This is a genomic window from Kitasatospora sp. NPDC057542, from assembly GCF_042801945.1.
GTDB lineage: Bacteria > Actinomycetota > Actinomycetes > Streptomycetales > Streptomycetaceae > Kitasatospora.
Genome location: NZ_JBHVFE010000134.1, coordinates 1 through 19,503, shown reverse-complemented (window position 1 = coordinate 19,503; position 19,503 = coordinate 1). Strand labels below are relative to the sequence as shown.

16 protein-coding genes are annotated in these 19,503 nt (G+C 72.8%); 4 read left to right on the top strand and 12 right to left on the bottom strand.

Going from position 1 to position 19,503, the window contains the following annotated elements:
* Nucleotides 1–171: 171 nt before the first annotated feature.
* From ACFU7Y_RS18890 to ACFU7Y_RS18855, 8 genes are all read right to left on the bottom strand, one after another.
* A complete protein-coding gene (locus ACFU7Y_RS18890; protein ID WP_308020208.1) occupies nt 172–879 on the bottom strand; it encodes a response regulator transcription factor in 708 nt (235 codons plus the stop codon).
* Nucleotides 880–976: 97 nt separating this feature from the next.
* Nucleotides 977–2,245: a sensor histidine kinase gene (locus tag ACFU7Y_RS18885; RefSeq protein ID WP_380768894.1), complete on the bottom strand. Its 1,269-nt coding sequence runs from the start codon at nt 2,243–2,245 to the stop codon at nt 977–979.
* Nucleotides 2,242–3,219 (bottom strand): hypothetical protein, encoded by a 978-nt coding sequence (locus tag ACFU7Y_RS18880; RefSeq protein ID WP_224279359.1) that lies wholly within the window; start codon nt 3,217–3,219, stop codon nt 2,242–2,244. The genes ACFU7Y_RS18885 and ACFU7Y_RS18880 overlap by 4 nt, the downstream gene beginning before the upstream one ends.
* 81 nt (nt 3,220–3,300) lie before the next feature.
* Nucleotides 3,301–3,855, bottom strand: coding sequence for a GNAT family N-acetyltransferase (locus ACFU7Y_RS18875; protein ID WP_224279358.1), 555 nt, complete (start codon nt 3,853–3,855; stop codon nt 3,301–3,303).
* Between the two features lie 73 nt (nt 3,856–3,928).
* Nucleotides 3,929–5,008 carry a hypothetical protein gene (locus ACFU7Y_RS18870; protein ID WP_224279356.1) on the bottom strand — a complete coding sequence of 360 codons (1,080 nt, stop codon included), beginning with the start codon at nt 5,006–5,008 and terminating at the stop codon, nt 3,929–3,931.
* A 14-nt stretch (nt 5,009–5,022) separates the two neighbouring features.
* A complete protein-coding gene (locus tag ACFU7Y_RS18865; RefSeq protein WP_224279354.1) occupies nt 5,023–6,090 on the bottom strand; it encodes a hypothetical protein in 1,068 nt (355 codons plus the stop codon).
* A gap of 13 nt (nt 6,091–6,103) precedes the next feature.
* On the bottom strand, nt 6,104–8,224 hold the full coding sequence (locus tag ACFU7Y_RS18860; protein WP_224279352.1) for a hypothetical protein: 2,121 nt from the start codon (nt 8,222–8,224) through the stop codon (nt 6,104–6,106).
* Nucleotides 8,225–8,245: 21 nt separating this feature from the next.
* Nucleotides 8,246–8,701, bottom strand: a complete 456-nt coding sequence (locus ACFU7Y_RS18855) for a hypothetical protein (protein WP_224279350.1) — start codon at nt 8,699–8,701, stop codon at nt 8,246–8,248.
* Nucleotides 8,702–8,963: 262 nt separating this feature from the next.
* Between ACFU7Y_RS18855 and ACFU7Y_RS18850 the strand changes: the two genes are divergently transcribed.
* From ACFU7Y_RS18850 to ACFU7Y_RS18835, 4 genes are all read left to right on the top strand, one after another.
* Nucleotides 8,964–10,124, top strand: a complete 1,161-nt coding sequence (locus tag ACFU7Y_RS18850; protein ID WP_380768891.1) for a CaiB/BaiF CoA transferase family protein — start codon at nt 8,964–8,966, stop codon at nt 10,122–10,124.
* Between the two features lie 2 nt (nt 10,125–10,126).
* Nucleotides 10,127–11,269, top strand: coding sequence for an acyl-CoA dehydrogenase family protein (locus ACFU7Y_RS18845; RefSeq protein WP_224279346.1), 1,143 nt, complete (start codon nt 10,127–10,129; stop codon nt 11,267–11,269).
* Nucleotides 11,270–11,310: 41 nt separating this feature from the next.
* Nucleotides 11,311–12,525, top strand: coding sequence for an acetyl-CoA C-acetyltransferase (locus ACFU7Y_RS18840; RefSeq protein WP_224279338.1), 1,215 nt, complete (start codon nt 11,311–11,313; stop codon nt 12,523–12,525).
* A gap of 109 nt (nt 12,526–12,634) precedes the next feature.
* A complete protein-coding gene (locus ACFU7Y_RS18835; protein WP_380768890.1) occupies nt 12,635–14,806 on the top strand; it encodes a 3-hydroxyacyl-CoA dehydrogenase NAD-binding domain-containing protein in 2,172 nt (723 codons plus the stop codon).
* A 78-nt stretch (nt 14,807–14,884) separates the two neighbouring features.
* Here ACFU7Y_RS18835 and ACFU7Y_RS18830 read toward each other — a convergent pair whose 3' ends face one another.
* The 4 genes from ACFU7Y_RS18830 to ACFU7Y_RS18815 all read right to left on the bottom strand — a co-directional run bounded on the left by ACFU7Y_RS18830 (nt 14,885) and on the right by ACFU7Y_RS18815 (nt 19,443).
* Nucleotides 14,885–15,640, bottom strand: a complete 756-nt coding sequence (locus tag ACFU7Y_RS18830; RefSeq protein ID WP_224279335.1) for a MerR family transcriptional regulator — start codon at nt 15,638–15,640, stop codon at nt 14,885–14,887.
* A 289-nt stretch (nt 15,641–15,929) separates the two neighbouring features.
* On the bottom strand, nt 15,930–16,988 hold the full coding sequence (locus ACFU7Y_RS18825; protein WP_224279332.1) for an isopenicillin N synthase family oxygenase: 1,059 nt from the start codon (nt 16,986–16,988) through the stop codon (nt 15,930–15,932).
* 407 nt (nt 16,989–17,395) lie between these two features.
* The gene (locus tag ACFU7Y_RS18820; protein WP_224279330.1) at nt 17,396–18,043 is read right to left on the bottom strand and encodes a response regulator transcription factor; all 648 of its coding nucleotides are present in this window, start codon (nt 18,041–18,043) and stop codon (nt 17,396–17,398) included.
* Nucleotides 17,995–19,443, bottom strand: coding sequence for a histidine kinase (locus ACFU7Y_RS18815; RefSeq protein WP_224279328.1), 1,449 nt, complete (start codon nt 19,441–19,443; stop codon nt 17,995–17,997). Before ACFU7Y_RS18815 ends, ACFU7Y_RS18820 begins: the two co-directional genes overlap by 49 nt.
* Between the last annotated feature and the right edge of the window lie 60 nt (nt 19,444–19,503).

Sequence of the window (19,503 nt, the reverse complement as noted above, 5' to 3'; positions counted from 1 at the left end):
GGTATCCGCGTCCCGCCCGCGGTCCGCGTCCCGAGCCGGTATCCGCGTCCCGCCCGCGGTCCGCGTCCCGAGCCGGTATCCGCGTCCCGCCCGCGATCCGCGTCCCGAGCCGGTATCCGCGTCCCGAGCCGGTCCAGCCCGTCGGGAACCACGGCGGGGCCGGTGCGGCTGTCAGCCCGGCAGCACGAAGCCCGACTCGTACGCGGCGATGACCGCCTGGGTGCGGTCCCGCGCGCCCAGCTTGGCCAGCACGCTGCCGACGTGCGTCTTCACCGTCTCCTGGCTCACCACCAGCTGCCGCGCGATCTCGCCGTTGTTGAGTCCGGTGGCCATCAGCCGCAGCACCTGCCCCTCCCGTTCGGTCAGCCGCCCGATCGGCCCCCGGTCCGCCGACCCGGTCTCCCGGCGCCGGTCCGCACCGTGGCGCAGGGCGAGTTCGCGGACGGCCGCCGGGAACAGCAGCGAGTCGCCGCGCGCGACCAGCCGCACCGCCTGCACCATCTCCTCCGCCCGGGCCCGCTTCAGCAGGAACCCGGCGGCGCCGGCGCGCAGCGCGTCGTACACGTGATCGTCGTGCTCGAAGGTGGTGACCACCAGGATGCGCGGCGGCGCGTCCATCCCGTTGACCAGTTGTTCGGTGGCCCGGATGCCGTCGATGCCGGGCATCCGGACGTCCATCAGCACCACGTCCGGGCGTAGTTCGCGCACCAGTGGGACGACCTCGGCGCCGTCGGCGGCCTCGCCGACCACGGTGAGGTCCGGCTCGCTGTCGATCACCACCCGCAGGCCCAGTCGGACCAGCCGCTCGTCGTCCGCGATCACCACCCGGATGCCGTCGGTACCCTGCTGCACGCCGCCCTGGTCCACGCCTTCGTTCACGCCCGGGCTCACATCCTCGTCCACGCCTCGGCTCACATCTTCTCTTCGTTCACGCCCGGGCTCGCACCTTCGCCCACGCCCGGGCTCACGTCCTCGTTCACGCCGCCCCTCCCACCGGCAGCCAGACGGCCAGCCGCCACGTCGTTCCGTCCTCGCCCGGCCCCGCCGTGCTGCCGCCGTGCAGCGCCGCCGCCCGCTCCCCGATCCCGCGCAGCCCGCGCCCGCCGCCGGGGCGGCTCGGCCGGTCGGGGCCGAGCGGGTTGGTCAGTTCGATCTCCAGCCGGCCGTCGGCCAGCCCGACCCGCAGCCCGGCCGGGGCGGGCCCGGCGTGGCGCAGCACATTGGTCAGGCCCTCCTGCACGATCCGGTACGCCTCGCGGGAGACCGCCTCGGGCAGGCCGGCCAGCCCGGGCGCCAGCTCGGCGTCCACCGCCACCCCGGCGCGACCGAGCTGGCGCAGCAGGTCGTCCAGCCCGGCGAGGGTGGGGCCGGCCGGTTCGGCGGTCTCCGGGTCCTCCTCGCGCAACACCCCGAGCACGGCGTCGAGTTCGGCGACGGCCGCCCGGGCGGTCTCCTCGATCGCCGCGAGCGCCTCGGCGGCGAAGTCCGGGTTGCTGCGCAGCACCCGGGCGGCGGCCGAGGCCTGGATGCCGACGGCGCTGAGCGCGTGCCCGACCGAGTCGTGCAGCTCGCGGGCCAGCCGGTTGCGCTGGGCGAGCACGGTGGCCCGGCGCTCGGCGGCGGCCACCCGCTCCTCCGGGGTCGGGCCGAGCAGGGCGGGAGCCCAACGGGCGAGCAGTGCGCCGCAGACGGCGTTGGTGCCGACGAGCAGCAGCAGCAGGCCGAAGCCGAGGACAGGGCCGGTGGCCAGCCAACCGGGGAAGTGCCGTTCCCACATCCGGACGAACTCCTCGGTCCCGGAGAAGCCGAGGACCAGCACCACCGCGAACGGCGTGCCGGCGAGGGTCATCCCGGCGACCACCCCGCCGAACAGGACGTGCAGCACGTACCAGAGCGCGGTGCGCCACCTGGCCGCCCAGGAGCGGGCCGGTCCGGTGGCCAGTTCCTCCGGCCGGGCCACCGCGCACAGTGCCCGCGCCGCCGCGCCCTCCAGCCCCCGCACCATCGGCACCAGCGCGGTGACGGCGGCCATCGGCAGCGAGGTGAGCAACGACAGGACGTACAGCAGCAGTTGGCGGCCGGGTGACTGGTTCGGGTTGAGCGCCCCGAAGAGCACCACCGACAGCATCCAGTACGGCATCAGCAGCGCGCCGCCCAGCACCAGGTGCACCCAGCGCAGCCGGGCCCGCCGCCCGACCGACGCCCCCGCGGCACGCCGCAGTCGACTGCCCACCCCCGTGATCACCCGCGAGACTCTACGGCAGCGGCGGGCCGGCGGGCGCCCCACTCGGTCAGCGCGATCGCTCCGACCGCCAGGACCAGCACCGCCGCCACCACCTGGGCGGTCTGCACCAGAGGCGTCAGCCCGGGCACGGCCAGCCGCAGTTCGGTCACTTCGGTCGTCGTCGCCCCGAAGGCCACCAGCTGCCAGCCGCCCCAGCCGAACAGCGACCCGGCCGCCGTCCAGACCACCAGCAGCGGCACGACCAGCCGCCGCCCCGGGCCGATCCGGAAGACGAGGACCAGCAGCGCCGCCGCCGCGGCCACGGCCATCACCGCGGCCACCCCGTCCATCACCGCCACGCCCCGGTTCCGGTCCTCCACCATGCTCTGCGGCAGTCCGGCGGTGCCGCCGAGCGCCCAGTAGGCCCGGCCCACCGCGACGCCCGCGGCGAGCAGCGCGGCGACGCAGGCGAGGACGCGCTGCACGGTCAGGGTGGGGGAGTCGGGCAGGCCGCCGATCCGCTCCCGCAGCAGCCCGGCCCAGCGCCGGCGGGCGTACAGCGCGAAGGCGGTGAGCAGCGCGAGGCCCTGGACGGCGAAGCCGCCGTACACGACGAGGAAGACCCAGTCGCCGAGGCCCTTGTCGTCCGGGTCGCCGCGCTCCGGACCGAGCACCAGGAAGCTCAGCAGGTACAGCGGCAGCGCGACCAGGATCGTGCCGAGCAGCCCGGTCGCCACCCACATCGGGAAGGCCACCAGCCCGGCCGGCGCCCGCCGCCCCCACGGCCGGACGAACGCGAGCGCCAGCGCCACGGCGATCGCGTCCATGCCGAAGGTCAGCAGGTTCACCAGCCACAGCCGGTCCATCTCGCCGGGGTCGTCCGTCCCCACCGGATGCCCGGTCAGCCACAGCAGCTTCAGCGTCAGGTACGGCCCGGTCGCCGCCACCGCCGTCCACGCGGCCCCGGCCCGCACCACCTGCTCGTTGATCCTCATGCCCCCACGGTCCCGCCGGGCCCCGCCCCGGGTCCTCCGCCCGGGGCGCGATCCCCCTCCCCCTGCCGGGGGATCTCCGGCTCAGGCCGACGCGGTGGCCGGGGCCATCCGGTGGACCACCCGCTCCTCCTCGTCGGTGCGGCCGTCCGGGTCGGCGAGCAGCCCGAGCCGCTCGGCGAGCCGGCGCGAGGGCAGGTTGTCGGCCCGGATCAGGGCGGTCACCGGGATGCCGGGGTGGCGCGGCAGCGCCTCGGCCATCGCCACCCGGGCCGCCTCCGCCGCGTACCCCTTCCCCCAGGCGGACGGCCGGAAGCGGTAGTAGAGGTTGAACACCCGCTCCCCGTCCAGGGTGTGCAGGCACAGCCCGGCGAACCCGATGACCGTCCCCGGCTCCTCCCTGGTGGCGACGGCGCAGTACCCCACCCCGTCCCGCACCCAGTCGGCGACGAACCCGTCCAGCATCGCCTGCGCCTGGGCGATCTCCCGCTGCGGCCCGTGCGGGTTGTACCGGTTGGTCTCCGGATCGCCGTGGATCGCGAACACCGCCTCCACGTCGCCCTCCTGCGGCCGCGTCAGCACCAGTCGTTCGGAGGCGGCGACGATCGTGCGGGCGTGCTGGGCGGTGGTGGTGGTCATGGCGTTCCCCCGTTCCTTGTAATAGATCTACCGCAAGATAGACCATTACCCTGACGCTCGCCCGCCCAATTTCCTACAGGATCGGCTCACACCCGATCGCGTTGCCCCCGGCGGTCAGGAACTGCTTCCAGGCCTCGTCAGAGGTAGGGAACAGGTGCCCGAGTTGCCTGATCGTGCCGATCCGGAAGTAGGTGGGTCGACCGTGGCAGGTCACCACGATCTCGTCTCGGGGGATGGAACCCACCCAGCGGGCTCGGCCGAACGCCGGCGAGGTGTCCTGGCCGGCGGCGTCCTGCCGGAGCCGGGGCTCGATGGCGATGACCAGGGAGGAGGTGTCCTCGTGCTCGCCCTCCGGCGTGATCTCGCAAGTCCACAGCGGATCGGACCCGGCGGTCACCGCCTCCCTGTACCGCTTGCCGGGCATGCGCTGGACGGTGATCCCGGGCAGGCCGCAGACGGCATCGCCGTCGAGCTCCCGCTCGGCGGCGGCCGGGGCCAGCTCGTGCGGGGCGGGCAGCGGCGTCCTGCCGCACCCGCGCCGGTCCGCGATGAGGTCGGCCGTGGACACGGCGAACCGGGCGAGCTTCAAGGCGTCGGGCTGCTCGCCGTCGTACGCGGCGACCTGGGCCCACAGCCCGTTGGGACAGCCCTCGGGGAGCAGCGCCCACGCCTCCGCGCCGCGAACGGCGCCGACCGCGCCGCCGTTCGCCGAGGCGGCGAACGTCCGGGCGCCGGAGGCGATCGGGAGGTGGAAGACATCCTTGCTCTGGCCCAGGGACACCGTGACGTGCCGGTCGTCGCCGAACATTCCGCCGGCGACCGTCACGGTGCACGCCGCCGTGCCGCGGCTCACGCTCCCGGCGTACGGCTCCGCGCTGACCTTGCCCGACCCGAGTGCGTCGTTCAGTGCCCGTGAGCTCACCATGCCCTCACACACGCTCTGCGGACCGTAGGCGTTGGTCATGTCGTCCCTCAGCAGCGCCCACCCGCCGATCGCCAGGCCGACCGCCACCGCCGTCACCGCAGCCGCCGCGACCCCGGCCCGTACGCGCAGGGCGCGGGTGTTGAACCCGCGCCGATCGAGCGCCGCGCCAAGGCGTCCGGCAAGGCCCGCAGCGGAGCCGCTGGGCTTGTCGTCCTCCTTGGTTTCCACAGTTCGTTACTCCTTCAGAGGATCGGCTCGCAGCCGATCGCCTTGCCGCCGGCGACGAGGAACTTCCGCACCAGGTCCTGCTGGTCGGGAAACAGGAAGGGCTTTTCGAGGCCAGAGGCAAGCCCGCCGGTGACGGTGAAGAAGACGTCCTTGCCCTGGCAAGTGGTGACGAGTGTCCCGTCGGCGACCCATTGGGCCCGGCCGAGATCGGACGTCTTCTTGCTGTCCTCCTGGGTAAGGGCGGTGGTCCGCGGATCGGTCGTGATCGCGAACTCCTGCGTTCGGCTGTCGTACCGAGGGTCCCCGCCGATCCTGCACGACCAGATCGGGGCGGTCGCGGTGGTGACCTGCTGCGGCATGCGCCACTGGGCGGCGGGGTTCTTCGCGGGGGCGAACCCCGGCAGGCCGCAGAGGTTGGCCCAGTCCGGGTCCGTCTCGGCACTCTTCGCCGACAGCTCCTTCGGCGCCGTGAGGGCCCGGTCGCCGCAGCCCCGTGCCTTGGCGATCCCGTTGGCGAAGGCCACGGCCAGTCGTGCCCGGGCCTCATCGTGGCCCTGCCGGCCGGTGCGCACCTCGGCGCGCACGCCCTTCTCGCACCCTTCGGGGAGTACGGCCCACGCCGCGCCGGGGGTCACCGAGCCGACGGAGTCACCGGAGAACAGCCGGGCGTCCGACGCGGCGAGCTTGCCCGGGCCGTCCTCGGAGTTGCGGACGACGGTGAAGTGCACGGTGTTCCTGGACGTCTCGAACAAACCGGAGCTGACCGTGGCGGTGCAGCTGTTCCCGGTGGAGTCCTTCGTGGCCGAATAGCCGCTCTTGTTCTCGCTGATCCGCCCCGCCCCCAGGAGGTCGTGCACCTGGTCCGCCGTGGCCGCCCCGTCGCACACGCTGTCCGGCCCGCCGACGTTCGTCAGCCGGTACACCGCGAAACCCGCCGCCCCGACGGGGAGGAGGGAGAGCGCCAGCACCACCGCGGCTGCCCGCGATCGCAGTCCCCGTGTGGTGAACCCCCGCCGGTCGAGCGCCTCGTCGATGCGCCCGTGAGGGGTTCCGGAACCGTCGGAAGAAGCGTCGTTCCTCATGGCATCCACCTGTTCACGACTTCCCGAACACGGTGCGGTAGGTGCCGTCGATGGCGACGTTGTAGCTGGTGCGCCCGTCCGTCTTCAGCTGCTGCGACACGCTTCCGGTCTGGTCGGCGGTGGTGGTGTCCATCCCGAACTGCTTCACCCTGTCGTCGATCATCTTGTTCAACTGGTTCTGTCCTGCCGAGAAGTGGGAACTCAGGTTCCCCTGGAGTTCGGAGTCGGCCAGCGCCTTGGCGTCATTGGCGTACTGGGCGGTTCCGACGTCGACCAGGCGCTGGGCGATGTCGCCGACCCCCGGCAACAGGTTCGCGGGCGTGCCGAGCAGGTGGTAGTTCATCTTCGCGTCCCAGTCCGCCTTCGCCTTGTCGGACTCCGTGTGGTCCGAGGCCGTGTCGGCGAACACGGCGTCGAGAGCGCCGAGAGCGGAGGCGGCCTCCTGGGTGAAGGAGTGGAGTTGGCGATTCGCGCCGCCCACCGCATCGGGCTTGAACGCCTCGGGGCCGTAGTCACCGAGGCGGACGGCGATCTCCTGGGTCTCGGCACGGTGGATGATCGCGAACGAAGCGGGGTCTTCGGAGGTGCCACGGATCACGCGCAACAACTGGTCGCGCTGGACGGTGAGTCCGTCCGGCTGGGCCGGACCGGACAGCTCCTTGCCGAGGATCTCGTGCATGCTCGGGGCGTAGTCGGCGATCATGTCGGCCATCGGCCGGCGGAGCGCGGCCGGGAGGCTCGCCTTGTCCCCGGGGCCGCTGCCGGCGAAGGCCTTGAGCGTCTCGTCCATGATCTGCGACATGACCTTGTCGTGCGGGCGGACCGGCGGCTGGTTGCCGTGGGGGTCCCGACCGGTCGTGGCGGCCTCCAGGGCGTCGCCGAGCGCCGCGCGGGAGGTGTCGCGAACCAGGTCGTCCATCTGGTTCTGCTCGTAGCCCTGGTTCGGCCACTTCCGCTCGTGCAGCATGTAGTCCAGGTTCTTGCCCTTCCCCGGGTCGAAGAAGTCCTTCGACGCCCCCGGATCGCGGCTCAGCGCGGTCATCAGACCACCCATCGGGTCGGTCTGGCCCTTGATCGCGCTCCAGCCCGGGCCCCAGAGCTCCTCGCCCTTGACCTTGCTGTTGCGCTCGTAGTCGACCAGGTCGTTGCCCACCTTGAGGAGGAACGGCTTGTCGAACGTCCCCTTCGCGCCCATCAGCTTCGTCAGCGCCGGGTAGTTGTCGTTGTACCCGGCCGCGGACGCACCGGGGCGGCGGGCGGCCGCGAGCAGGCCGTCCTGCCACTCCTTGCCCATTCCGCCGTCGCGGGTGGCGGTGGCCAACGCGACGGACAGGTTGCCGTAGACGTCCTGGTAGCCCTTGGCGTTGTGGTTGCCGTGGGCGAGGTTGTCGTAGACCTTGCTGTACTCCAGCAGGGCTTCGGGGCCGGTCTTTCCGCCGGCGTTGAGGCCGTTGAGCAGGGTGGTGGAGAAGTCCTTGTTCTCCGCGTTGGCGGCCATGAGCGCGTTCAGCTGATTGAGCTGGTCGTCGGAGAGGCTGCCGGCCTTGGACATCAGGTCCGTGGCCCGCTTGGCGTCGGCGACCGGGCCGGCGCCGTACGGGGCGGCGTTGAAGGAGGTGGTGCTGGTGCCGATGTCGCCCTGGAGGGCCACGGTGGCCTTCTGGTCGGCGGCGGTGGCCTTGGCGACGGCCTTGTTGAGCCGGTCCGACAGCGCCTGGGCGTTGGCCCGGATGGTGGGCTCGGCCTCGGGGTCGTTCCTCGACTCCTTCGGTACGGTCCACTTGACCGTACCGTCCGCGGTGACGCTGAGGGTGCTGTCGCCCTGCGCGTCGTGGAGCGCCGTATCGAGGTCGCGGCGGGCGGCGGCGAAGTCCTCGGCGGCGGTCTTCATGATCGCGGCGAGGGCGGTGGCGACGGCCGAGGCCTGCTTGAAGTCGCCGTCGACGCCCTGCAGGGCCTTGGTCGCCTGATCGGCGGCCGTGCCCTTCCAGCCGGCCCGCTGCGCCGTGTTGGTGAGGTCCTTGGCGACCCTGCCGTCCAGGGAGGTGAGGGCCTTGGCGACACCGGACCACGCCTCGGCGGCGTCGTTGATCGCGGCGAAGTCGGCCTCGTGCAGTTCCTTGAAGGACACCATCTGTTTGTTCCCCTCCCTTTGTTACTGGCGCCCGCAGAGGTCTGCGGCGGTCCTGGTCTCGTTGGCGTGGTAGTTCTGCTGGGTCTTGTCGAGGTTTCCGGCGATGGTGCCGAGCTTGTCGTGCAGCGTCTTGCACTGCTGCATCCACCGCTCGGTGCTGCCGGTGAGGGCGCCGCCGAAGGAGAAACCGCGGATCCTGGTCGACGCGGTGCTCGCGTACTCGGTGAGGCTGTGCGCACCGGGGCCGGCCTTGCCGTTGGCGCTGTCGAGGTCGGTCGCGATCTGCCGGGCCATCCCGGCCGAGGCGGCGAGCTCGTACGGGGTGTCGAGCTGGGTGGTCCCTGCGCCGGGCGAGGAGGCGGACGGGCTTCCGGCGCCTGCGAGGACGAGCCTGGCGTACAGCGGCGTCGCGGCGTTGCCCGACGTCGAGTCCAGGACCGGGGCGACCGGCCCCGTGGTGAACCCCTGGTTGCCCATGTGTGTGCAATCCTCCCCATTCGGCAGAGCGGCCGTTCCCCCTCTGCGGCATGACGACCGTACAGGTGGCCACTGTCGGTACACCGACCCACCCTCCGTGGTGTCGGGTGCGCGAGGAGTGGGGGGATTCACCAAGGCTTGGTCAAGGGGGAATTGGCGGCTCGGCGCGAGGGCGGAGGTCTTGTTACCGGCCGGTCGCTTGCCTATCATCCCGAGTGTTACAGCTTTACTGTCAAACCCAACCGGAAGGGCTCAGCAGCCAGTGCGTGACGCGAGCGGTGCGCCGGGGGCCGGGGGGCCGCTGGCGGGTGTGCGGGTGGTGGAGCTCGCCGGGATCGGGCCGGGGCCGTTCGCGGCGATGCTGCTGGGGGACCTCGGGGCGGACGTGGTGCGGGTGGACCGGCCGGAGCCCTCGCCGCTCGGCACGGACCCGGCGTACGACCTCAGCAACCGCAACAAGCGCTCGGTGCTGATCGACCTGAAGTCCCCCGAAGGGCCCGGGCGGGTGCTGGACCTGGTCGAGCGGGCGGACCTGCTGATCGAGGGATACCGGCCGGGTGTCGCGGAGCGGCTCGGGGTGGGGCCCGAGGCGTGCCTGGCGCGCAACCCGGCGCTGGTGTACGGGCGGATGACCGGCTGGGGGCAACACGGCCCCCGGGCGGCGACCGCCGGGCACGACCTCGGGTACGCGGCGGTCGCCGGGGTGCTCGGGATGGTGGCGGCGCCGGGCGGGGCCGAGGAGGCGCCCGGCATCCCGGCCAATCTGCTGGGCGACTACGCGGGCGGCTCGCTCTACCTGGTCGTCGGCCTGCTCGCCGGGCTGCACCACGCCCGTGCCACCGGCGCCGGCCAGGTCGTCGACGCCGCGATCGTGGACGGCGCTGCGCACCTCGGCAGCATGCTGTGGGGCCTGCTCGCGGCCGGCCACTGGCAGGACCGCCGGGGCGTCAACCTGCTGGACGGCGGCGCACCGTTCTACGCGGTGTACCGGACGGCCGACGGCGGGCACCTGGCCGTCGGCGCGCTGGAGCCGCGCTTCTACGCGGAGTTCGCCCGGCTGCTGGAGCTGGGCCCGGACGCGCCCGGTCAGTACGACCCGGCCCGCTGGCCCGAACTGCGCGCCCTGATCGCGGCCCGCTTCGCCACCCGGACCAGGGTCGAGTGGGAGGACGTCTTCGCCGGCTCGGACGCCTGCGTGGAACCGGTGCTGACGATGCGTCAGGCAGCTGTGGACGCCCACCTGTCGGCGCGCGGGACGTACGTCGAGGCGGGCGGCGTCACCCAGCCCGCCCCGGCCCCGCGCTTCTCCGCCACCCCGGGCGCCCTGCGCCGCCCGCCGGCCCGGCCGGGCGCGGACACCGTCGAGGTGGCCCGGGACTGGGGCGTCCCCTCTCTCAACCCTTCGGCAGAGCAAGGAGAGTAGCGTTGCAGCGCGAGATCTTCACCGAGCAGCACGACGACTTCCGGGCCACCGTGCGCGCCTTCCTGGCGAAGGAGGTGCTGCCGCACTACGACCGCTGGGAGAAGGCCGGCATCGTCGACCGCTCCGCCTGGCTCGCGGCCGGCCGGCAGGGCCTGCTCGGCCTCGCCGTCCCCGAGGAGTACGGCGGCGGCGGCACCCCGGACTTCCGCTACGCCGCCGTGCTGGCCGAGGAGTTCGCCCGGGCCGGTGCCTCCGGCCTGGCGATCGGCCTGCACAACGACATCATCGGCCCGTACCTCACTTCGCTCGCCACCGAGGAGCAGAAGCGCCGCTGGCTGCCCGGCTTCTGCTCGGGCGAGCTGATCACCGCGATCGCGATGACCGAGCCCGGCACCGGCTCCGACCTCCAGGGCATCCGCACCCAGGCGGTCGACCGGGGCGACCACTTCCTGCTCAACGGCGCCAAGACCTTCATCTCCAACGGCATCCTCGCCGACCTGGTGATCGTGGTCGCCCGCACCACCCCGGAGGGCGGCGCGCACGGGCTGAGCCTGCTGGCCGTCGAACGCGGCACGCCCGGCTTCGAGCGTGGCCGCAACCTCGACAAGATCGGCCAGAAGGCCCAGGACACCGCCGAGCTGTTCTTCGAGGACGTCCGGGTGCCGAAGGAGAACCTGATCGGCGAGCTCCACGGCGGCTTCGTCCACCTGATGCAGAACCTCGCCCAGGAGCGGCTCACCATCGCCGCCGCGGCGATCGCCGGCGCCGAGTACCTGGTCGAGATCACCACCGACTACGTCAAGCAGCGCGAGGCCTTCGGCCGTCCGCTCGCCAAGCTCCAGCACGTCCGCTTCGAGATCGCCGAACTGGCCACCGAGTGCGCCGTCACCCGTGCCTTCGTGGACCGCTGCATCACCGAGCACAACCGCTGGGCGCTCACCCCGGCGGACGCCTCGATGGCCAAGTGGTGGGCCACCGAGCTGCAGAAGCGCACCGCCGACCGCTGCCTCCAACTGCACGGCGGCTACGGCTACATGAGCGAGTTCCCGGTCGCCCGGGCGTTCACCGACGGCCGCATCCAGACCATCTACGGCGGCACCACCGAGATCATGAAGGAGATCGTCGGCCGCTCCATCCTCGGCTGAGCGTTCCCCTCAAGCCCCCTGCCCTGAAAGGCGTTCCCACCGTGACCACCGAAGCGTACGTCTACGACGCGATCCGCACCCCGCGCGGCCGGGGCAAGGCCTCCGGCTCGCTGCACGGCACCAAGCCGATCGACCTGGTCGTCGGACTGATCCACGAACTGCGCAACCGCTACCCCGGGTTGGACCCGGCGGCGATCGACGACATCGTGCTCGGCGTGGTCAGCCCGGTCGGCGACCAGGGCTCCGACATCGCCCGGATCGCCGCCATCGCGGCCGGCCTGCCCGACACCGTCGCCGGCGTCCAGGAGAACCGCTTCTGCGCCTCGGGCCTGGAAGCCGTCAACCTGGCCGCCGCCAAGGTCCGCTCCGGCTGGGAGGACCTGGTCCTGGCCGGCGGCGTGGAGTCGATGTCCCGGGTGAAGATGGCCTCCGACGGCGGCGCCTGGTTCGCCGACCCGATGACCGCCTACGAGACCAACTTCGCCCCGCAGGGCATCGGCGCCGACCTCATCGCCACCATCGAGGGCTTCTCCCGCACCGACGTGGACGCCTTCGCCGCCGAGTCCCAGGCCCGCGCAGCCAAGGCCCAGGCGGACGGCCTGTTCGACCGCTCGGTCGTCCCGGTGCGCGACCGCAACGGCCTGGTCGTGCTGGAGCGCGACGAGTTCATCCGCCCCGGCACCACCGTCGAGACCCTGGCCGGCCTCAAGCCCTCCTTCGCCGCCATCGGCGAGGCCGGCGGCTTCGACGCCGTCGCCCTCCAGAAGTACCACTGGGTCGAAGCCATCGACCACGTCCACCACGCGGGCAACTCCTCCGGCATCGTGGACGGCGCCGCGCTGGTGGCCATCGGCAACCGCGAGGTCGGCGAGCGGTACGGACTGCGCCCGCGCGCCCGGATCGTCTCCGCTGCCGTCTCCGGCTCCGAGCCGACCATCATGCTCACCGGCCCCGCCCCGGCCACCCACAAGGCGCTCGCCAAGGCCGGGCTCACCGCCGCCGACATCGACCTGGTCGAGATCAACGAGGCCTTCGCCGCGGTCGCCCTCCGCTTCATCCGCGAACTCGGCTTCCGCCACGACCAGGTGAACGTCAACGGCGGTGCGATCGCGCTCGGCCACCCGCTCGGCGCCACCGGGGCGATGCTGCTCGGCACCGTGATCGACGAACTGGAGCGGCGCGACCTGCGCTACGGCCTGATCACCCTCTGCGTGGGCGGCGGCATGGGCATCGCCACCATCGTCGAGCGCATCTGAGCCCGCCCGTCGCCCACCGCCACCCTTCTTGCGACACTCCCCCAGGCTTCGCCCGGGGGTACCCGCATCGCGTGGCACCTCCTTTTGCAGATCTGGAGACCGTGAACCCATGAGCGACACCACCACCATCCGCTGGGAGCAGGACCAGGACGGCGTGGTCACCCTCGTCCTCGACGACCCCACCCAGTCCGTCAACACCATGAACGAGGCCTTCACCGCCGACTTCGAGACCGTCGTCGAGCGGCTGGCGAACCTGGGGGACGCGCTGCGCGGCGTGGTCGTCACCTCCGGCAAGAAGACCTTCTTCGCCGGGGGAGACCTCCGGATGCTCTCCGCCGCCCGACCCGAGGACGCCGAGGCCGTCTTCGAGAAGTCGCTGCGGATCAAGCGTGCGCTGCGCACCCTGGAGACCCTCGGCAAGCCCGTCGTCGCCGCCGTCAACGGCAGCGCGCTCGGCGGCGGCCTGGAGATCGCCCTCGCCTGCCACCACCGGATCGCGCTCGACACCCCGGCCAGCCGGATCGGCCTGCCCGAGGTCACCCTCGGCCTGCTTCCGGGTGGCGGCGGAGTGGTCCGTACGGTCCGGCTGTTCGGCATCACCGACGCCCTGCTGAAGTTCCTGCTCCAGGGCCGCCAGTACCGCCCGGCGCAGGCGCTGGAGAACGGTCTGGTGCACGAACTGGTCGACACCCCCGAGGAACTGGCCGCCCGGGCACGCGCCTGGATCGAGGCCAACCCGACCGCCGTCCAGCCCTGGGACGTCAAGGGCTACAAGATCCCCGGCGGCACCCCGGCCACCCCGGCCTTCGCGGCCAACCTCCCCGCCTTCCCGGCCAACCTGCGCAAGCAGCTGAACGGCGCGCCCTACCCCGCCCCGCGCAACATCCTGGCCGCCGCCGTGGAGAGCGCCCAGGTGGACGTCGACACCGCGATGGTGATCGAGGCCCGCTACTTCACCGAGCTCGCCTGCGGTCAGACCAGCAAGAACATGATCCAGGCGCTGTTCTTCGACATGCAGGCGGTCAACTCCGGTGCCGGGCGCCCGAAGGACGTCGAGAAGCGGCTGGTCCGCAAGGTCGCGGTGCTCGGCGCCGGGATGATGGGCGCGGGCATCGCCTACGCCTGCGCCAAGGCCGGCATCGAGGTCGTGCTCAAGGACGTCAGCGTCGAGGCCGCCGAGCGCGGAAAGGCCTACTCCGAGGGGCTGCTGAACAAGGCAATCGCGCGCGGGCGCTCCACCGAGGCCAAGCGCGACGAGCTGCTGGCCCGGATCACCCCCACCGCCGAGGCCGCCGACCTGGCCGGCTGCGACGCGGTGATCGAGGCGGTCTTCGAGAACACCGAGCTCAAGCACAAGGTGTTCCAGGAGATCGAGGGCGTGGTCGGCCCCGACGCGCTGCTCTGCTCCAACACCTCCACCCTGCCGATCGGCCTGCTCGCCGAAGGCGTCGAGCGCCAGGACGACTTCATCGGGCTGCACTTCTTCTCGCCGGTCGACAAGATGCGCCTGGTCGAGATCATCCGCGGCCCGCGGACCGGGGACACCGCGCTGGCCCGCGCCTTCGACCTGGTCCGGCAGATCGACCGGACCCCGATCGTGGTCAACGACTCGCGCGGCTTCTTCACCTCGCGGGTGATCGGCCAGTTCCTCAACGAGGGCGTCGCCATGGTCGGCGAGGGCGTCCACCCGGCCAGCGTCGAGCAGGTCGCCGCCCAGGCCGGCTACCCCGCCAAGGTGCTCTCCCTGATGGACGAGCTCACCCTCACCCTGCCGCGCAAGATCCGCGACGAGCACCGGCGCTCGGTGGAGGCCGCCGGCGGCACCTGGACGCCGCACCCGGCGGACACGGTGGTCGACCGGATGGTCGACGAGTTCGGCCGCCCGGGGCGCAGCGGCGGCGCGGGCTTCTACGAGTACGGTGAGGACGGCAAGCGCGGGCGGCTCTGGCCGGGGCTGCTGGAGCACTTCGGCGGCGGTGTCTCCGAGGTGCCGTTCGAGGACCTCAAGGAGCGGATGCTGTTCAGCGAGGCGCTGGACTCGGTGCGCTGCCTGGAGGAGGGCGTGCTGACCTCGGTCGCCGACGCCAACGTGGGCTCGATCCTCGGCATCGGCTTCCCGGCCTGGACGGGCGGCGTGTTCCAGTACATCAACGGGTACCGGGGCGGCCCGGCCGGCTTCGCTGCCCGGGCCCGCGAACTCGCCGCCGCGTACGGCGAGCGGTTCGCGCCGCCGGCGCTGCTGGAGCGGGTGGCGGCCGAGGGGCGGACGTTCACGGACTGATCCGCCGGGTTCGCAGGGTTCGCCGGGTACGTGGTGGTGCCGGGTGGGGCCGTGTGCTGTACGGCCTCACCCGGCGCATCACTTGGGCTCGCCGGCCAGGTCCTCGCCCAGTTCCTCGCCCAGTTCCTCCCGGAGCGACCGCTGGAACGCGGTGACCAGCGCCTGCGCGACCATCGGCTGGATGTGGTCGGTCAGCGCCTTCATCCGGGCCAGCTCGTCCGGCGCCGGCTCGCTCTCCCGGTACGGCTTCCACACCGTTTCCCGGAACAGCCGCTGCAACTCCCGTGCCGTCGCCCGGCTGTGCTCCAGCACCACCGCGCGGGCGGCCAGCAGCGTCTCCAGCGGGATCGGCACGTCCAGGATGCGCACGCCCAGCGGTAGCAGCCCGGGGTCCACCCGGAACAGGTCCGGGTCGTCGGTCCGCTCCAGCGCCCCCATCGCCGCCAGCCGTTCGACCTGTTCCTCCGACAGTCCGCGCCCGGCCCGCCGTTCCAACTGCGCGCGGCTCGACTTCTCGGCCACCTCGGGGGTCCAGGACGCGACCAGTGCCCGGTGGATCGCCAGGTCCAGGGGCGAACTGTCCTCGGGCAGCCGGGCCAGGTACCGCTCGATCGCGGCCAGCGTCAGTCCCTGGCGCTGCAACTCCTCGATCAGCTCCAGCCGGTCCAGGTGTGCCGCCCCGTACAGGCCCACCCGGCGCGGCCCCAACTCGGGCGGCGGCAGCAGCCCCTTCGTCCCGTAGAACCGGACGGTCCGCACCGTCATCCCGGCCCGCGCCGCCAACTCGTCGACCGTCAGCCGCACCTCGCCCACCCCGGCGCCGTGCTCCCCCATCTGTTGCCTCCCGCGCTGGCACATTCCCGCTGTGACAGCAGCAGTGTGACAGTGCCCGCCGCCGCGGTCCACCGGGATCGGGCGCGCTGTGGCCGGCGGAGCGGGGGCTCCGGACGGCCGACGCCCCTGCCCTGCGGCCGGGTTCGGCTGCGGGACAGGGGCGGGAGCGGTTGCGGGTGGTCCGGGCGGTTGCGGGTGGTCCGGGTGGGCGCGGGTGTAGCCGCTCGGCTCGTTCAGGCCGAAGTCGGCTCGGCTCGGCTGCCGGCGGGGTCGGGCCGGGGGCGCCGGGTCAACGGGCCGCGGGGCCGATGAGGTCGGCGTGGTGGCGGCGGGTGACCTCGGGGTGGGCCCTGGTGTAGCCCTTCCACTCGTTGAGGCCGAAGTCGGCGAAGAGCGGGTTGTCCGGGTCCTCGGTGGCGCCGGGGGCGTGGTGGGCGAGCGGGAAGTCCAGCGGCTCGATGTGGGCGTCGAGGCGGGGGTTGTAGAAGAACGGCACCGAGAAGCGCTCGCGGGCACCGGGCGGGCTGACCACACGGTGGTTGGTGGCCTTGAGGTAACCGTCCGTGGCCACCTCCAGCAGCTCGCCGAGGTTGACGACGAAGGCGCCGTCGAGTGGCGGGACGTCCAGGAAGGTGCCGTCCGCGCGCTCGACCTGGAGGCCGCCGACGGTGTCCTGCAGCAGCAGGGTGATGAAGCCGTAGTCCTTGTGGGCGCCGACGCCCTGGCCTGCGCCGTCCGGGGCGGTGCCGGGGTAGCGGACCAGCTTGAGACGCAGATGGGGGTGGTCCGCGAAGGCCTCGTCGTAGAAGTCGGGGCGGGCGCCGATCGCGGTGAGGAGCTCGTGCAGCAGACGGCGGGCGACCTCGCCGAGGTGGTCGATCCAGCCGAGCGCGGCGGTGCGCAGCTCGGGGAGCGCCTCGGGCCACTGGTTGGGCCCCTCCAGCCACCAGTACGGGGGCTCGCCGGTGCCGGGGACGTGCGGGGGCAGCTCGGCGCCGATGTCCAGCTGGTCGCGCCAGTCCTGACTGCCGCCGGTGCGCTCGTCACCGGTGTGGGTGTAGCCCCGGTAGTGGGGGGAGTTGAGGTTGCTCACGGCCAGCCGGTCGGACTCGGGGAGCGCGAAGAAGGCGCGCATGGCCCGGGCGAGCGCGGCGGTTTCCCCCGGGGTGACGCCGTGGCCGACGAGCTGGAAGAAGCCGACGCCGGTGGCCGCGGTGCGGAGCTCGTCGTGCAGACGGCGACGGTCCTCCGGACTGCCGTCGGCGAGCGAGAGGTCGATCACCGGGAGGGCGTCCGCCGGCGTGGAGTCGGTGCCGGTTTCGGATATGGGTGTGTACTGCTGCGTCATGTGTGACATCCGCTGGGTCTCGTCCCGGCTGGTCCCGGTGGTCGACCGGGGGCGGCCGGGGCAGCGCCTGGTGCGGCGCGTGCTCCGGGAGCCGGGAGGTGGTGGCGGCATGGCAGGGCCGCCGTTGAGGGTGGGTGGCGCGAGGTTCAGCCGGAGCGTCGACAGGACATGGTCGTCACGCGGAGCAGGTCCACGTGGCGGCGGCGAACAAGGATGAGCACCTCATCAGCCTAATTGACCCGTTCCGCGGCAGGCGAGACCCCTGCAGCGGAGCGCCACTCACCACTTGTCGGTGATCTATCAAGGCGTGGGGCGGTGCTGCCGGAGCGTGGCGGCTCCTTTCGGGAATCGTGGCTTCGCGGGGTTACGGCTTCGGGAGTCGCGGCTTCGAAGGGGTACGGCCCCTTTCAGGAGTTGTTGAGGTAAGCCAGGACGGCCAGGACGCGACGGTTGTCGTCGTCGGAGGGCTGGAGGCCGAGCCGGACGAAGATCGACGCGGTGTGCTTGGCGACCGCCCGCTCGGTGATCACCAGCTGCTGGGCGATCGCCGCGTTGGACCGGCCCTCCGCCATGAGCGCCAGCACCTGCCGCTCGCGCGGGGAGAGGGTGGAGACCGGGCCGGCCGAGGAGTTGTGGGTGAGCAGCCGGGTGATCACCTCCGGATCCATCGCGGTGCCGCCCTGGGCGACCCGCCGGACGGCGTCGATGAACTGGCTGCCGTCCATCACCCGGTCCTTGAGCAGGTAGCCGATCCCACCGGTGCTGCCGGCCAGCAGCTCGCGCGCGTACAGCTGCTCCACGAACTGCGACAGCACCAGGACGGGCAGGCCCGGGTGAGCCTGACGGGCCGCCAGTGCGGCCCGCAGTCCCTCGTCGGTGAAGCTCGGCGGCAGCCGGACGTCGACCACGGCGATGTCGGGCCGGTCCGCGGCCACCGCGGCGAGCAGCTGCTCGCCGTTCTCCACCGCCGCGGTGACCTTCATGCCGTTGGCCTCCAGCAGTCGGGTCAGGCCGTCCCGAAGGAGGAAGAGGTCTTCGGCGATGACAACGCGCACGGGATCTCCAGGTTCACAATGGTCGGCCCACCGGAAGGGCTGCTGATCGCGAGCACCCCGTCGAAGGCGGCCAGTCGGCGTTCGGTTCCGCTGAGGCCGGTTCCCCGGGACGGGTCGGCGCCGCCGCGCCCGTCGTCGGTCACCGATATCCGCAGCAGCCCGTCACTGTGCCCTATCTCGATCCACACGTGCGAGGCCCCGGCATGCTTCACCACGTTGGCCAGCAGTTCCGTCACCGCGAAGTAGGCGGCCGACTCCACCGGAGCGGGGGCCCGGCCCTGCAGGCCGCCGGTGAAGCTGACCGGCAGGGGCAGGTCCAGTGCCGTTGCCTGCACCGCGTCGGCCAGGCCGCGGTCGGCCAGAACCGGCGGGTGGATGCCCCGGACGAGGTCCCGCAGCTCGCTCAGCGCCTTCACCGAGGACGTCCGGGCTTCGGCCAGCAGCGGCCCGAGGGCGTCCGGGTCGTGCTTCAGCTGCTCGGCCACGGTCAGCAGCATGCCCAGTGCCACCAGCCGGGCCTGCGCCCCGTCGTGCAGGTCCCGCTCGATCCGGCGCAGCTCGGCGGCCCCGGCGTCGATGGTGTCCGCCCTGGTCCGGGCCAGGTGGCTGACCTGGCGGGCGAGTTCGGCCCGCCGGGAGGGCCCGAGCAGGGCCCGGGCGGCCTTCTCGTGGATCCGCAGAGCCGGTGGGGCGGCCCACAGGACGGCCAGCGGGGCGACGGTCAGGCCCATCGCGTAGACGATGCCCAGCGCGAAGAACCGTCCGTTCCGGCCGAAGACCTCCAGGGCGACCGGGGCCAGCAGGACGATCGCGGCGGTGAGCAGCACGGCCGTGCCGGTGAGCAGCGTCCAGGCGACGTCCCGCCAGGTCGCCGGGTCGGTGAGCCAGCCGCCGGCGCGCAGCCGCCGCCAGGGCCCGGCGCCGACCGGTCGGCGGTACGGCACCGCGATCGGCCGCCCGCTCCACTTCCCGACCGTCCGCCTGCTCTCCGTTGCGATCCAGCGGGCGCCGAACAGCCCGAGCACCAGCAGCGAGGGCGCCAGCCAGAGCGAGCCGGACCGGCCGCCGGGTGCGGCGCCGCCGTAGATGTGCGTCGCCATCAGCGCTATCGCCCCGGGGGCGAACAGCGCGGCGCCGACCGCCCGGCCGCCGCCCCCGGTGGCCCAGCAGAGCACCCAGAGGGCGACCGGCGCCATCGGCACCGCCAGGATCAGCGGCCCGCCCGGGTGGAAGTCCGGGGGCTCGTCCGGACCGAACAGTGCGGTGGCCAGCAGCACCGGCCCGGCCAGCAGCGCGAGGAAGCCCGTCACGGCCAGCGTCGCCGCGTACCAGGCACGCACCCCGTCCGTGCAGGCCCGGCCGACCCGCAAGGCCGGTCCGTTCAGCACTCCCGCGTTCATGACGCGCCCCCTTCCCTTCCGTGGCCCCCGTCGGGAGGCCCGGAGCCGCGGCCTCGAAGC

Coding starts and splice junctions, on each gene's coding strand:
- ACFU7Y_RS18880 (WP_224279359.1), bottom strand. CDS start 3,219: ATGAGGATCAACGAGCAGGTGGTGCGGGCCGGGGCCGCGTGGACGGCG.
- ACFU7Y_RS18875 (WP_224279358.1), bottom strand. CDS start 3,855: ATGACCACCACCACCGCCCAGCACGCCCGCACGATCGTCGCCGCCTCC.
- ACFU7Y_RS18865 (WP_224279354.1), bottom strand. CDS start 6,090: ATGAGGAACGACGCTTCTTCCGACGGTTCCGGAACCCCTCACGGGCGC.
- ACFU7Y_RS18860 (WP_224279352.1), bottom strand. CDS start 8,224: ATGGTGTCCTTCAAGGAACTGCACGAGGCCGACTTCGCCGCGATCAAC.
- ACFU7Y_RS18855 (WP_224279350.1), bottom strand. CDS start 8,701: ATGGGCAACCAGGGGTTCACCACGGGGCCGGTCGCCCCGGTCCTGGAC.
- ACFU7Y_RS18835 (WP_380768890.1), top strand. CDS start 12,635: ATGAGCGACACCACCACCATCCGCTGGGAGCAGGACCAGGACGGCGTG.
- ACFU7Y_RS18830 (WP_224279335.1), bottom strand. CDS start 15,640: ATGGGGGAGCACGGCGCCGGGGTGGGCGAGGTGCGGCTGACGGTCGAC.
- ACFU7Y_RS18825 (WP_224279332.1), bottom strand. CDS start 16,988: ATGACGCAGCAGTACACACCCATATCCGAAACCGGCACCGACTCCACG.
- ACFU7Y_RS18815 (WP_224279328.1), bottom strand. CDS start 19,443: ATGAACGCGGGAGTGCTGAACGGACCGGCCTTGCGGGTCGGCCGGGCC.